The organism is Acinetobacter sp. CIP-A165, from assembly GCF_000367985.1.
GTDB lineage: Bacteria > Pseudomonadota > Gammaproteobacteria > Pseudomonadales > Moraxellaceae > Acinetobacter.
Genome location: NZ_KB849202.1, coordinates 1,243,510 through 1,258,778, shown reverse-complemented (window position 1 = coordinate 1,258,778; position 15,269 = coordinate 1,243,510). Strand labels below are relative to the sequence as shown.

10 protein-coding genes are annotated in these 15,269 nt (G+C 40.5%); 3 read left to right on the top strand and 7 right to left on the bottom strand.

Going from position 1 to position 15,269, the window contains the following annotated elements; translation table 11 throughout:
* Positions 1–7 precede the first annotated feature (7 nt).
* The 3 genes from F991_RS11455 (at position 8) to ahpF (ending at position 3,769) form a co-directional block, all read left to right on the top strand.
* Positions 8–1,138 (top strand): toxic anion resistance protein, encoded by a 1,131-nt coding sequence (locus F991_RS11455; protein WP_004671508.1) that lies wholly within the window; start codon positions 8–10, stop codon positions 1,136–1,138.
* Positions 1,139–1,158: 20 nt separating this feature from the next.
* Positions 1,159–2,073: a hypothetical protein gene (locus F991_RS11450; RefSeq protein WP_004671506.1), complete on the top strand. Its 915-nt coding sequence runs from the start codon at positions 1,159–1,161 to the stop codon at positions 2,071–2,073.
* Positions 2,074–2,203: 130 nt separating this feature from the next.
* Positions 2,204–3,769 carry an alkyl hydroperoxide reductase subunit F gene (gene ahpF / locus F991_RS11445; RefSeq protein WP_004671503.1) on the top strand — a complete coding sequence of 522 codons (1,566 nt, stop codon included), beginning with the start codon at positions 2,204–2,206 and terminating at the stop codon, positions 3,767–3,769.
* A 61-nt stretch (positions 3,770–3,830) separates the two neighbouring features.
* On the opposite strand, the gene F991_RS11440 is transcribed toward ahpF, so the two are convergent.
* From F991_RS11440 to F991_RS11410, 7 genes are all read right to left on the bottom strand, one after another.
* Positions 3,831–5,840, bottom strand: a complete 2,010-nt coding sequence (locus F991_RS11440) for an esterase/lipase family protein (protein WP_171063443.1) — start codon at positions 5,838–5,840, stop codon at positions 3,831–3,833.
* Between the two features lie 120 nt (positions 5,841–5,960).
* Positions 5,961–6,860: an ABUW_2363 family tetratricopeptide repeat lipoprotein gene (locus F991_RS11435; RefSeq protein ID WP_004671500.1), complete on the bottom strand. Its 900-nt coding sequence runs from the start codon at positions 6,858–6,860 to the stop codon at positions 5,961–5,963.
* A 105-nt stretch (positions 6,861–6,965) separates the two neighbouring features.
* Positions 6,966–7,787 carry a serine O-acetyltransferase gene (gene cysE / locus F991_RS11430; RefSeq protein ID WP_004671499.1) on the bottom strand — a complete coding sequence of 274 codons (822 nt, stop codon included), beginning with the start codon at positions 7,785–7,787 and terminating at the stop codon, positions 6,966–6,968.
* Positions 7,780–8,619 (bottom strand): RNA methyltransferase, encoded by an 840-nt coding sequence (locus F991_RS11425; protein ID WP_004671497.1) that lies wholly within the window; start codon positions 8,617–8,619, stop codon positions 7,780–7,782. The genes cysE and F991_RS11425 overlap by 8 nt, the downstream gene beginning before the upstream one ends.
* A gap of 13 nt (positions 8,620–8,632) precedes the next feature.
* Entirely contained in the window at positions 8,633–12,196 is a 3,564-nt protein-coding gene (dnaE, locus tag F991_RS11420; protein ID WP_004671496.1) for a DNA polymerase III subunit alpha, read from the bottom strand.
* A 183-nt stretch (positions 12,197–12,379) separates the two neighbouring features.
* Positions 12,380–13,447 carry an asparaginase gene (locus F991_RS11415; protein WP_004671495.1) on the bottom strand — a complete coding sequence of 356 codons (1,068 nt, stop codon included), beginning with the start codon at positions 13,445–13,447 and terminating at the stop codon, positions 12,380–12,382.
* Between the two features lie 335 nt (positions 13,448–13,782).
* The gene (locus F991_RS11410; RefSeq protein ID WP_004671494.1) at positions 13,783–15,213 is read right to left on the bottom strand and encodes a pyridoxal phosphate-dependent aminotransferase; all 1,431 of its coding nucleotides are present in this window, start codon (positions 15,211–15,213) and stop codon (positions 13,783–13,785) included.
* Between the last annotated feature and the right edge of the window lie 56 nt (positions 15,214–15,269).

Genomic DNA, 15,269 nt, shown 5'->3' with positions numbered 1-15,269 from the left:
GAGCATTATGTCAAACTCAGAGTTAAAACCATCATCAAACGAGTTAGTTGTGAATCAAGAGCAACGATTTGAGCAACTCAATTTAAAAGAGTTGGGCTTACAGCCACAAGACTTCGCTGAAGTGATGAGTGCGCACAAAGAACTGAATGATATTAGTACCACAGTTGTGGCGGAGTATGGAAAGAATATTGCCAGCAAGACTTCAACCTATACTGATGAGTTGCTGAGCCTTGTACAAAATAAGGATTTGGATGCAACTGGGCAGAAGTTAAATGAAGTCGTACAGGTTGCCCAACAACTGAATACTTCGAGTATCTTAAATAAATCAAAAAGCTCAGGTTTTTTTGGTGGGATACTGAGTAAGTTTAAAAATGCTAAACAAAGCTTTGATCAGCATTTTAATACCACAAAAGAACAGATCGATGCGCTGGTCAAAGAGATCGAAAGTTCTCAATCGGGCTTGAAAGCACGTGTGGGTACACTGGATAAAATGTTTGATGCAGTACAAGAGGAATATAAACAACTTGGTGTTTATATCGCAGCTGGTCAGCTTAAACAGCATGACATCCAACAGCAAATCTCGACCTTAACTGTACAAGAGCAAGATCAACAAACAACGCAAAAAGTCTATGATTTAAATCATTTGGCGAATAATCTTGAAAAAAGAGTCAGTGATTTACAGGTGTTGCAACACTCAGCCATGCAAACCTTGCCGATGATTCGTATTATTCAATCGAATAACCTGATGCTAGTCGACAAGTTTTATGCGATTAAAAATATTACCTTACCTGCATGGAAAAATCAGATTAGCTTAGCAATTTCATTGCAAGAGCAAAAAAATAGTGTGCAACTTGCTAAAGCAATTGATGACACAACCAATGAGTTATTACGCCGTAATGCTGAATTGTTGCATCAAAACTCAGTAGATACTGCCAAGGCTAATCAACGTTCAGTGATTGATGTTGAAACGCTTGAACATGTACAAAACACCCTCATTAATACAGTAAATGATGTGATCCAAATCCAGAAAGAAGGTATGCAAAAACGTGCTGAGGCAACTACTCGTTTACGTGCCTTGCAGGACAATCTAAATCACTTGGTACTGGAAAATAGTGGGCAAAATTCGCCAAAGTCTTGATGTTATAAGAGGAAAAATCATTGTCACCTATAGATGACTTTAGTGTTCAACCGATAGAGCAACGTTTAGAGACTTTAGCAAAGCGCCAAAGTCATCTTATGATCTGGTTTTTTCTCAGTATGACCTTGGTGATAGCCATTGGGGTCTCCTTATTTTTTCAAAAAGAGATGATATATCGGTTTTTTGATCTTTCTACACATGTTCAAGTTTTAGACTTACCTTATCACGTACAAGATTTAATCCCTTTTAAAGAGCCTATCGATTATTTCTTTAATCTGTTGTCATGGGTAGGGTGGCTGTTTGTTAAAGTTTTTGGGGCACTGATTGGTGCTTTTTTGCTTGTATATTGGGCAAAGAAACTGAAGTTTTTTCAACGCCGTTTTCAATCATGGACGCAACGTTTTGTCGCATGGTTGATCGCATTTATTTTGATTTGGTCAGGTCTAAGTTATCTGCAATATGACTGGAGCGATGACACTGAACAAGCATATCAACAATGGATGAGTTATCGAACCAATATTATTGAGAGTCAAATTGCTCAAGATTTACAGCGAACCAATATCTCTCCAACAGAAAAAGCCTATGTGTTGGCTCAGGTGGCGTTGTTACATCCATCTGTTGACCGTAAGACAGCAAATGTCTATGTCAATCAGCTCGTTGAAGCTGAAAAAAATAATCCAATTCAATTTAATCAATATGACTTTCAGCCTGAGCAATTATGGGTGATGCAGCAGCAACTTTATGGTAAAAGCGTTACAGCGACGACACAGGCATTAGATACACGTGCTCAACAGGCGCAACAGTTCTCAAGAATCGTGAATGTCATCTTGTGGGGAATGATTGCACTTGTACTTGGCTTAAGTGGAATCCTATATACGCTTGCTAAACATTTGAAAAATCGACGTGATCGAATTACGCATAAACTTGATGTGTAGTTAAACTGCGTTCGGTTTATCCGATCAAACCCATAAAAACATACTGTTTTACCTATTTAGTGCTTTTGCGTACTATAGCCTCATTGAATGAATTTAGCCGACTTGAATTGTTGAGAATTTGGAGACATCGATGTTAGATCAAAATATTAAAACGCAATTAAAAGCTTACTTAGAACGTTTAGAAAGTCCGATCGAATTGGTTGCTGCTTTAGATGATTCCGACAAAGCCGCAAAAATCAAAGAACTTGTCACTGAGATTGCAGAATTGTCTGATCAGGTGACCGCACGTTTTGATGGTTCAAATGCTCGTCGTCCAAGTTTTGGGGTGGCGAAAGTAGGTGAACAGCCACGTGTATTCTTTGCTGGTTTACCGATGGGACATGAGTTCACTTCTTTGATCTTGGCATTGTTACAAGTGTCTGGTTATGCCCCTAAAGTCTCTGATGAGGCTTTAAACCAAATTAAAGGCTTAAATCTTGCGGCAAACTTTGATGTGTTTATCTCATTGAGCTGTCATAACTGTCCAGATGTGGTTCAGGCATTGAACTTGATTGCGATCAACAATCCAAATACCACTACCACCATGATTGATGGGGCATTCTTCCAAGACGAAGTGGAACAACGCAAAATCTTGGCTGTACCGATGGTATTCCAAGATGATCAACACATTGGTCAAGGTCGCATGACTTTGGAAGAAATCCTTGCCAAGTTAGACACAAACTCAGCAGAAAAAGATGCAGCAGCGATCAATGCCAAAGATGCCTTTGATGTCTTGGTGATCGGTGGAGGTCCTGCTGGGGCAACAGCAGCGATCTATGCGGCTCGTAAAGGGATCAATACCGGTATCGTGGCAGAGCGCTTTGGCGGTCAGGTGATGGATACCATGGATATCGAAAACTTTACCTCTGTACAAAAAACTGTCGGCCCTAAGTTTGCTGCCGAGATGGAAGCGCATGTGCGTGAATATGATGTCGATATCATGAACTTGCAACGTGTCAGCAAAATCATCGGTGCGGATCAAACAGCAACTGGCTTGGTTGAAGTTGAACTTGAAAATGGTGCTAAGCTCGAATCAAAAACCATCATTCTTTCTACAGGTGCGCGTTGGAGAGAAATGAATGTACCGGGTGAAGCAGAATACCGTACTCGTGGTGTGGCGTATTGTCCGCACTGTGACGGCCCACTCTTCAAAGGTAAGCGTGTTGCAGTGATTGGTGGCGGGAACTCAGGTGTGGAAGCAGCAATTGACCTTGCTGGCATCGTTGAGCATGTCACGTTGGTGGAATTTGATACCAAACTTCGTGCTGACCGAGTGTTACAGAACAAATTAAATAGTTTGCCAAATACCACCGTGATTCTGAACGCATTAAGTACAGAAGTGTTGGGTAATGGTTCTCAAGTCACTGGCTTGAAGTATAAAGATCGTGCAACTGATATTGAACACACGGTAGAGCTTGCAGGGATCTTCGTTCAGATTGGATTATTACCAAACACCGATTTCTTAAAAGACAGTGCAGTTGAACTCAGTAATCGTGGTGAAATCATGGTGAATGATCGTAATGAAACCAATGTCAAAGGTGTGTTCGCTGCGGGTGACTGTACCACTGTGCCTTACAAACAAATCATCATTGCGACGGGTGAAGGCGCTAAAGCATCACTCTCTGCTTTTGATTATATGATTCGTTCGGGTAATTAACAGTTCGTAATTTTCTTATAAAAATGCCCAAACTTGCGTTTGGGCATTTTTTATTATTGCGTTAAGGTTTATATAAACCATGATCAACAAGATGTTGACGCAGAATCCGACGTAATTCTAAGATTGCTTCAGGCGTTTCCTGTATTGAATGTCCACCATGTAAGATTTTTTCAGAGACAGCACCATCTAAATGCGCACTTTTATAAGGAACGATGCCATCAGTAATGATATTGGGATCGTCACTTTTGGTAATATTGCCCATAATTGAATGGAAAACTAAGCCTTTTTCAGGTGGAATATCGGCAGTCAATTCCATGAATTTTGATTTTTTGCTTAAATCACTTGGGCCATTCTGAATAACATCACTGGTCAGCGTTTTTACAAAGTCTTTAAGCTCCATATCATCACTGGTCAATGTATCCGCCAACGTGGTTAAGAAAGTTGCGGGTAAACGAATGATTTTACGCGCAGCTAAAGTAAACCAACGATCAGCATAATCCGTACCACGATGTGGTGAAGCCAAGAAAATAGCTCGATCAAAGTTTGTAATTGGCTTCATTTTGAGTCGTTCGCTAATCGCGGGATGCTTTCTCAGTTGGGTTTGTTGACGACTACTCATCATTGCTAACGCTTGTTTGGATAGATCAACATCGCTGACCAGAAGTCGACTAATAATCCCGCCCATACTATGACCAATGAGAACAGCATCTTTTGCTGCGGCATCTTGGGGATTTAATGAGGAAAATGCCTGTTTTAATAATGCATAAATCTGAAAACGGCTTTCTAAGATTGGCATGTTGGTTGAGTAAAAAACTTGCCAGACTTGATATTGTTCACGTAAAACAGTATCACCCATAATATCATTGGTGACCGCAATCCAAGCCTCAGGGCTACTTGCAAGACCATGAACGAGCACGATTATTTTCTTATTTGGGTTGTACGGCTCTAACATGTATAGATGTGGCATGGTTAAACGCTGATCTCGATCAATCAAGCTTAAATATGCTGCCGCACCTAAATTATTTTCTGCTAACCAAAGTCCATACGGTGCAGAAAAATTTGCTGCAAGTGAGTAGGGTTTACCTGCGATGGTTACTTTTTCAGTATTATAAGGATCATAAGCTTTAATTTCAAATTCAGGACTGGTTAAAACATCATTGACAGTTGCAGCAGCTTTTTTTGGTTGGGCAATGATGGTCGAAGCCAGATAACGTGCTGGATGGATATTGGGATTTATGCCATTAGGGAAGTCATAGTTTAATGGATCGAGTATATATTGGTTATCATGCTTACGGTCTGACGTGGCAAAGACCGCAACAAAATCAGAACCGAAGCCATCACGACGGTTAAGTGCACGTAAGCCTGAGAAGTTCATGTTATAGCTAGAAACAAACTGTTCTAGGCTCTCATTTTGTAAACGTTGATATTCATTTAAATCAAGTGAATAGGTGCTTTTTCCAATTTTAATCGTTGGTTCAAATGCTTGTTTAGGGTATCGAACTTTGTGAACTTGCACCAGTCTAGCTAACGCCTGATTATAGAAATCCCGAATTTGTACCTGACGGTTATCAAATAGACGCTCTTGTGGCTGGCGAGTCGTTTTAAATAAATAGGCATAACTGTAACGAATCGTTTTATCCAAAGCATCGAGTTCTTGATCTAAACATTGCTCATAAGCTTGTTGGATCGTTTTTTGTTCTTCTTCAGCTTTATGCTTGGTCAGTTTGCTGACTTTGCATGCAGATGACTCTGATAACGCCATGGCTTTGGCAAGATATAACTCACTTGCGGTTGATAGTAATTGTTCATCTAATATTTGTGGGATTTCATGTAAATCAGCTACGCATTCATTGGGGGTTTCCATACAAATCTTAGCGGCTTTACCTGACATCGAAAGCACATTGAGGCTAGCCTCACTGAGTTTTTTTTGTGTCAAGATGCTGTTACGTTCATTGGCAATGGTGACATTCAATGCTTGTTCTTTTAGGCTAACAACCTGACATCCACTGAACATGAGGGTACTGAGTAAACTGATAACAAATAGATGTTTATTGAGGGTAAATGCTTGCATCATGGATCAGCACAGGTCACGAGATTGGTTGTTGTTATAATACTGAAATAAGATGTTTTTTCAATGAATAAAAAATAGGCTGTACTAGACAGCCTATTTATATTTAAAGCGAAGATGAAATTAGTTCATGACTTGCCAAACATTCCAGCGTTTACCAGATTCTACTTCACGAATTAAACGATCAGCGACTTCTGCTTCATCAGGAAATTTAATTTTATAGTTCTTTAAGGTTTGAATTGCATTTTTCTTCTGTTCTAACCAAAGATAGTTATTAGCAGCAGAAAGATAAGCCTCTTGAACTCCGCCTTTGATTGCTTTATCTAAATACGGAATCGCTTCACGTTGACCGCCACCTTCAGATAAACCAAAACCGAACCAGAAATTGATTTCGGGATCATTTGGGCTAATGGCAAGAATACGTTGTGCATAATTTAAAGATTTAGAAGTATAAGATGTACCCAAATCTAAGTTGCGCGCCATCACACTGGCTTTAAACGCACGTGTTAATACATCAAATGATGCATTTGGTTTTTCTGCTAAAGCATCGAGTTTATGGGTAATTTCTTTGAGTTTAGTTTCATAACCTTTACGTTCCTGACGATCAGGGAAACGTGGTGGGTAATGACGAGCCTTACCTTCAACCAATTGTAAAAAATCATCGATTTCAGTGACATCGATTTCATTATCACCAGCGAGTACGGCATACTTCATACTACGTTGTTTGCTATCAATCGTTGGAACAATAAGTTTGTTTACATCCAAAGTCATTGATTTAGACGGATCATTTTGTAGTGAAACCACCATTTTGGTCACAGGCTGAGCTGTGGCATCTTTGATCGCCATTTCAAAACTTGGAGGCGCATCATACTGGATTGGATTTAAAGCATAAAAAGCTGGAGTAGGATCAGGTTCTTTAAATACAAAAGGTTCAGCAACACTTTCTTTTTTGGTTGGCGCAATACCGCATGCCGTTAGAAATGAGGTTGAAAGTACGAGTAATGCCAAAGGCTTAAAATTCATGATCTACATCCATTAATTCTAGTAAGGTGGTAAAAGAAGTTGGTTTCGCTAGTCTAGGAAAAGCGAAACCAACTTGCAATGTGTGGCATGTTGTATTTTTATAATTTATTCCGTTTTTGATGGAATACTTTGCGCTTCACATTCTCGTCGAACTTCTTCAATGATTTTTAACTCTTCTTTACTAAACGGTTGAGTTTTAGAGTTCTGACCTTTAAATGTTGGGTCAAGTAGCGAGAGTCTTTGACAAAGCGTATTCATACGTTTTTCATTGTTCTGCATACGATCAAGTAGAACACGAATACCTTCTAGAATTGGATCAGCTTGCTCTTCAGTTGTTGCATAGGGTTCAAACCCAATACTCTCTGCATAATCTCGACGCAGTGCTTCTTGTTCAGTTTGCTCTACTGTTGCTGGTTGTTTGAAAATATAACGAGCAGGACTACCTACAGCGGTTACACCAGCAGGGACTTCTTTTGTTACTACAGCATTGGAACCGACTTTAGCACCTTTATGTACAGTAAAAGGCCCTAAAATTTTTGCTCCTGCACCAACTACCACGCCATCTTCTAAAGTGGGATGACGTTTACCTTTGTTCCACGTCGTACCACCTAAAGTCACACCGTGGTATAGGGTGACATCATTGCCAATCTCAGCAGTTTCACCAATCACAACACCCATGCCATGATCTATGAAGAAACGTTTGCCGATTTTCGCACCCGGATGGATTTCGATACCTGTGGCAAAGCGACTAAAAGACGAGAGCAGGCGGGCAGTGCCTTTATATTCTTTTTTCCATAATTCATGTGCCATGCGATGCATAATCAATGCATGAATACCTGGATAAGTGGTCAAAACTTCGAGTGTATTGCGTGCAGCAGGATCACGTGCAAATACAGCTTCGATATCTTCTTTGAGCTGTTTAATCATTGGACTGATCCTCCTTCGTGTTTTTTTTCCACGAACCATTCGCAAGTGCTTGCACTCGACTAAATATTCCGCGTAATAAATGATATTCCATACGATCTAATTGTATCCTTCCAAATAAACGACGCAAGCGTAATGGAAGTAAACGGGGATTATTTGGATCTAAAAACTCAATTTCTGTGAGCATTTTTTCTAAATGGGGATAAAACTCTTCCATTTGCTGTTGATTTACGAGAGGTTCATCCCACTGCATACTTTGTTGTTGTTTGAGTTGCATGTGGTCATCTGGCATGCTGAGCGCTTGCGTATTTTGTTCAAGGGCAGCCATACGTAACTCATAACAAACCACCTGAATGGCTTGAGCCACATTGAGCACGCCATATTCAGGATCAACAGGAATGGTTAAATGATAATTTGCCAAAGCCAATTCTTCGTTGGTTAAGCCACGATCTTCACGACCAAAGACAATCGCAATATTTTGTTGTTGCTTTGCGGCTTGCAAAGCTTCTTTTGCAGCAGGTCGAACATCAAGTAATGGCCAAGGAATCGTGCGACTACGCGCACTGGTACCAAAAACCAAATGGCAGTCTTGAATCGCGTCTTCTAAAGTGTCCACAATTTCGATCTGTTCAATGAGGTCTTGAGCGCCTGCTGCCAAGGCATCAATATCTGGATGCGGATAAGTTTTGGGTGCAACTAAGACAAGTTTAGATAGCCCCATTGTTTTCATTGCACGTAACGCACTACCAATATTTGCAGGTAGTGTCGTATTGACCATGACAATACGCACATGATCCAAATGTTTGGACACGTTGTTTGAGTCAAACAGGTTCATATATCATCCAAATTTAAGAATATTGAGAGATTTCAGTTTGATAAAGATCTAAAGCTTCATCCATTGACATATTTTCAGGTGGTGGGGCAACAACACTGACTTTAGGTGCTTCAGCCACTTTTGCTGCTTTTGATTTCACTTGATATTCAATAAAAATTGCATCTTTACCAAAATAATCACGCAACTTTGCCAGCAATTCATCTAGAGGTGCAACTTTCCACTGAGCACCTAAGTGTAATTCTGCTGTTGCAAAGCTTTGTTCAATTTGCATGTGTAGGCCAATATGTTGGCACATATCAATATTACAATAGGGTAAAAGCAGAGTTTGCAGATCTTTAGCCAATGATTTTGTCATTAAATCGTGGCTTAAGCGAACTTGGATACTTTGGGCGCGTTTCTGACGAATCTCATTTAAACTAAATGCCTTGCTTAACCTTGCCATTGGGCGGTCGAAGCCTTCACGTTCGTAAATTTCACCCTCAATAACCACGACCTGATCTGGTCGAACGATCTCTTTATAGCGTTGGAAACGTTCGTGATTACAACTGATTTCAACACGTGCTGTACCGTCATCTAAGGTGATCATAATACGGTTGGGAAAGTTTGCAATGTCAACAACCAATCCAGCAAAAACAGTGGTAACACCGCGACGTGTCGGTGTGAGTTCATTGAGTTTGGCAGGAACAAATGATTTTAATTCAGGGCGGTAGACATCAATTGGATGACCTGTTAAGTATAAACCAAGCGTATCTTTTTCACCTTTTAGGCGAACTTCATCAGCCCAAGGTTTAACGGGTTTGGCGGGTTTGCGTTGAACTTCTTCAACTTCACCAAACAAATCCATGATCCCAGTTTCTCGGTTGCTTCGCGCTTGTTCAGCAGCTTGTACGGCTTCAGGGAGTTGTGCCATGAGGCTTGAACGTTCAATACCCAAACAATCCAATGCACCTGCACGAATTAAAGCTTCTAAGGTTCGTTTGTTGATTTTTTTCAGATCAATTCGATGGCAGAAATCAAATAAATCTTTATAAGGACCTTCTTTGGTGCGTGAGTCGATCACAGACTGCATCGCTTGTTCGCCGACACCTTTAATCGCACCGAGTCCATATACAATGGTTTTTTCATCACTGGCATGGAAGTGATACAACGACATATTTACGGATGGTGGAAGCACGTCTAATTTGTTATTACGACAGTCATCAATTAAAAATACAATACTGTCGGTATTTTGCATTTCCGATGACAGTACCGCCGCCATAAACTCAGCAGGGTAATGCGCTTTTAACCAAGCTGTATGGTAGGCTACTAAGGCATACGCTGCGGCGTGGGATTTGTTAAAACCATAACCTGCGAACTTTTCCATATAGTCGAAGATATGGTTGGCAGTTGAGACATCAATGCCTTTTTGCCCTGCACCTTCGGTAAAGATTTGGCGTTGTTTTACCATTTCTTCGGGTTTCTTTTTACCCATCGCACGACGGAGTAAATCTGCACCGCCAAGCGTATAGCCCGCACATATCTGTGCAGCCTGCATCACCTGTTCTTGATAAACCATAATACCGTAGGTTGGTTCTAATACGCCTTCAAGTAAAGGATGCAGATATTCAAACTCACCGCCATGCATACGATGGATAAAGTCTGGAATAAGATCCATTGGACCCGGACGATATAGGGAAACGAAGGCAATAATTTCTTCAAATTTGCTTGGTCTCGCTTCCTTCAGCATTTTTTTCATGCCGACGGATTCAAACTGGAACACCGCAGTTGTATTTGCATTGGCAAACACAAGATAGGCATCTTTATCATCCAATGGCACATCAACAATATTTAAAGGAACTGCCGATTTAATGCGTTTATTGATATTTTGAACAGCATCTTCGATTACGGTCAGGTTACGTAAACCCAAGAAGTCAAACTTGACCAGACCTGCGGCTTCGACATCATCTTTGTCATATTGCGCAACACGGCCAGTACCATCGGCTTCACACAGGACGGCTGAGTAGTCGGTAATTTTCCCCGGTGCAATCACCACACCGCCAGCGTGTTTACCTGTATTACGTGTGATCCCTTCGAGTTTGAGCGCCATTTCCCAAATCTCAGCGGCATCGTCATGATCTGGATTTGACGGATTGGTGACAATATCTTTAAGTTGCGGTTCCATGTCGATAGCTGTCGCCAAATCAACACCAAGCGGTTTGGTTGGCACCATTTTTGAAATACGATCGGCTAGACCATACGATTTACTCAATACACGTGCGACATCTCGAATCGCACCTTTTGCAGCCATCGTTCCGAAAGTGGCGATCTGTGAAACCGCTTCACGACCATAGTTTTGAGCAACGTATTCGATGACACGGTCACGACCCGCAATACAGAAATCGACATCGAAATCGGGCATTGAGACACGTTCAGGATTTAAGAAACGTTCAAAGAGAAGGTCATAACGCAGGGGATCAAGATCGGTAATTTTTAAACTATATGCGACCAAAGATCCTGCACCCGAACCACGTCCGGGACCAACAGGCACACCATTATTTTTGGCCCATTGAATAAAGTCCATGACGATGAGGAAATATCCGGGGAAACCCATTTTCAGGATAATGTCGACTTCATACTTAATTCGCTCATCATAGGGCTTGCGAATTTCCGCCCAGTCTTCATCGCGCTCAGCAATTGGATAAAGATGATTAAGGCGTTCTTCTAAGCCTTCACGAGATAAATGTTCGAAGTAACTATCAATGGTATAACCATCTGGAATCGGGAAGTCGGGTAAGAAATAAGTACCCAATTGCAACGCGACATTACAACGTTGCGCAATGTAATAACTGTTAGCGATCGCACTCGGAATGTCTGAAAATAGTTCAGACATTTGTTCGCCAGTTTTAAAGTATTGTTCTGAACTAAAGTTTTTAGGGCGCTTATTATCACCCAATACATAACCATCGGCGATACAAACTCGCGCTTCGTGAGCATCATAATCATGTTGTTCGATAAAGTGCACATCATTGTGTGCAACCACACCAATTTGATATTTTTCTGCAAGTTTAAGGGCTTGCTGAATAAAATCCTCTTCACCAGCACGTTCAGTACGCGTGAGTGCCAAATAGACGCGATTACCAAACTTTTCGATCCAAGCTTCTAATAATGGCTCAGCTTTTTGCGGGTTGGATGAGCAGAGCATTTGCCCGACATCACTACGTTGCCCGAGTAATACGATTAAATCTTCAGATTGTTCGAGTATCCAATCTTTTTGCACGCAGGGAATGCTGAGCTGTTGTCCTTCGATAAAGCCACGAGAAACGATTTCGGTTAGACTCCTCCAACCTGTATTACTCATGGCTAATAAAGTGGCTCTATGTTCAGCATCATTGAGGCGGATCACACTGCCAAGAATTGGTTTAATACCTTTCTTTAGGCAAGCCTCATAAAATTTCACAGCAGCATGTAAGTTAGATAAATCTGTAAGTGCCAATGCAGGCATTTCATCTTTTACGGCAACTTTGACCAAATCAGGTATGCGAACAATCGATTCTGTAATCGAAAATTCTGTATGAATACCAAGATGAACAAACTGCATAAATCTATCCTTAACACGACCGTCGATTATTCTAACATGCTCTGTGTATGGCTGTTGTCTAATATTTTTGCAATAAGATCATATCTACTTTTTATTTTAAACAGCAAAGAAAAAACCGATGTATATGTGATCTAGACATATACATCGGTTTAATTCCATCAACTTCAATATTACAGGCTTTAATTAATATTCCCAGAACATCCGTTGAATCTCATTTGCATCATTGGTTTTCGTGAGTGCAAGAGCCGCCAAAATACGTGCTTTTTGTGGATTTAAGTCATGTGCAGCGACCCAACCATATTTATCATCTGGTTGTTCTGCATTACGTAAAACAAATCCTTGAGCGACGCGAGACGAACGAATAATTTGAATGCCTTGTTCATCACGTAACTGTTTTAATGTAGGTACGATGTAATTTGCGATTGAACCATTACCTGTACCCGCATTTACAATTGCTTTGGTGCCCGCTTTTGCATAAGCAACATAAGCATCTGTAATCATAGAGTCAGAACCATAAGCGATCTGAACGACAGGGAGTTGATCGCCTTTAATATTTTCAATATTAAATTCAGATGTCGTGGTATGACGTTTTAACGAATTTCGGAACCAATAAGGTTTCTTTTCAACCACAGTACCTAATGCACCCCATTGGCTGACAAAGGCATTGGTATGAATATTGATTCCTTTGGTGACATCACGCGCAGCAAAAATAGAATCATTCATCAGAACCAATACCCCTTTGTTTTTCGCTTCATTAGATGAAGCAAGGGCAACAGCACTATAAAGGTTGAGAGGGCCATCGGCAGAAAGAGCCGTTGATGGACGCATTGAACCGACTAGAACAATTGGTTTGTCGGTATGAATAACAAGGTTTAGGAAGAACGCTGTTTCTTCGAGCGTATCAGAACCGTGTGTAATTACAATGCCATTCACCGATGGTTTTTTGACTAAATCGTTAACTTGTCTTGCCAGAGATAAAAGTTCTTTATCGGTAATATTTTCAGAAGCGATCTGTAACGCTTGTACACCACTTACATTGGCTAAATCTTTGATTTGAGGTACAGCATTGATTAATGCATCGACAGGTACTTTTGCTGCTGTATAGGTTGCACTGTTGGTCGAACTTGCACCTGCACCTGCAATCGTACCGCCTGTTGCGATAACGACTACATTATTTTTTGCATACAATGAAACTGATGCAGCAAGTAGAGTTAATCCTAACCCTAATGATTTAACCGTTTTATTAATCATTAATGACAATCCTGTATTTTATCTTCCATTGAAACACAATGCCTATGCCAGACATTGCGACTATTATTTGAATTTTTAGTCGTTAAATCATTGGCATTTTATTTTTTATTGGGGTGCGCTTCGAGGGCTAATAGTTGCTCGAATAGTTGAATGGATAATTTTATTAATAGTGTTTGAATAGTGGATTAAAACGAACAATATCAGTTGTTTGTAATCAGATTGTAATGCAACACATGGTTTTGCATCATCTTGGTGCGATTTTCCCAAATTACAGACGAGAGTCTAAAATAAAAAAAAGCAATGTCTAGCTTAGACATTGCTCTTAATTTTATTGATTAACGACGCGTGGCTAAGAAGCGGCCTAAGCGGTTAATTGCTTCTCGTAGTTCATTTTCTGCGGGTAAAAATACCACACGGAAATGGTCTGGTGTCGGCCAATTAAATCCTGTTCCTTGTACCAGTAATACTTTTTCAGCTTTCAATAAATCCAACATTAAAGCCTCATCATCTTCAACTGGATAAACATCTGGATCAAGTCGAGGGAAACAATACATCGCACCTTCAGGTTTGACACAACTCACGCCCGGAATTTCATTGAGCATTTCCCAAGCAATATTTCGCTGTTCATATAGACGACCACCCGGACGGATTAAGTCGTTAATCGATTGATAACCGCCCAAAGCCGTTTGAATAGCATATTGCGCTTGATGGTTGGCGCATAAACGCATAGATGCCAACATGTCTAAGCCTTCAATATAATCTGCTGCGCGTGCTTTGTTGCCTGTAATCGCCATCCAACCTGCACGATAACCTGCGATACGATAGGCTTTTGATAAACCATTAAATGAAACACATAGTTGATCACCTGCCAAAGCGGCTACGGCTACATGCTCAATGCCGTCATAAATAATCTTGTCGTAAATCTCGTCCGCAAATAAAATCAAATCGTATTTCTTTGCCAACGCAACAATTTGTGCAAGAACATGGCGTGGATAAACTGAGCCCGTTGGGTTGTTTGGGTTAATCACCACAATCCCACGCGTGTTCGGCGTGATTTTACTCTCCATATCCGCAATGTCAGGATACCAATAATTTTCTTCATCACATTTATAGTGAATGGCAGTACCACCAGATAGGTTTACTGCTGCCGTCCATAATGGATAATCGGGCATGGGTACCAGCATTTCATCACCATCGTTTAGTAAGCCTTGCATGGCCATCACGATTAGTTCAGAGACACCGTTGCCGACATACACATCATTGACGTGCATATCAAAAATGCCTTTTTGTTGGTAATACTGACAAATAGCTTTACGCGCAGGGAAAATCCCTTTTGAATCCGTGTAACCAATTGCATTTGGCAAGTTTAAAGCGACATCATTGATGATCTCTTGCGGCGCTTCAAAACCAAAAGGTGCAGGGTTGCCAATATTTAATTTAATGATTTTATGACCCTGTTCTTCCATTTCATTGGCGGCTCGTAACACAGGACCACGAATATCGTAGCAAACATGCTCGAGCTTAGAAGATTTTTTGATTTCTCGTGGGGTTTGAATCGTGTTATTCATCTTGGTGTTCTCGGAAAGAGTAGGGTTCACTTTGGCATAGCGATATAAATAACTTTTAAATGTTTCAGTTGTGACTAAATCAAGATCATGTTGATCTCTAAGCAATGTGACAATTTTTTCATGCGTAAATCCATCCTGTTGATATTGTTTAATCACAGGCAGTAGACTTTTAAAAATAACGCTTTTTTTTTGCGACATTTTTTAATCTCAAGCAAGAATAGAAGTAAGGTTAACATTTTTTTTGCTTTCCTGAA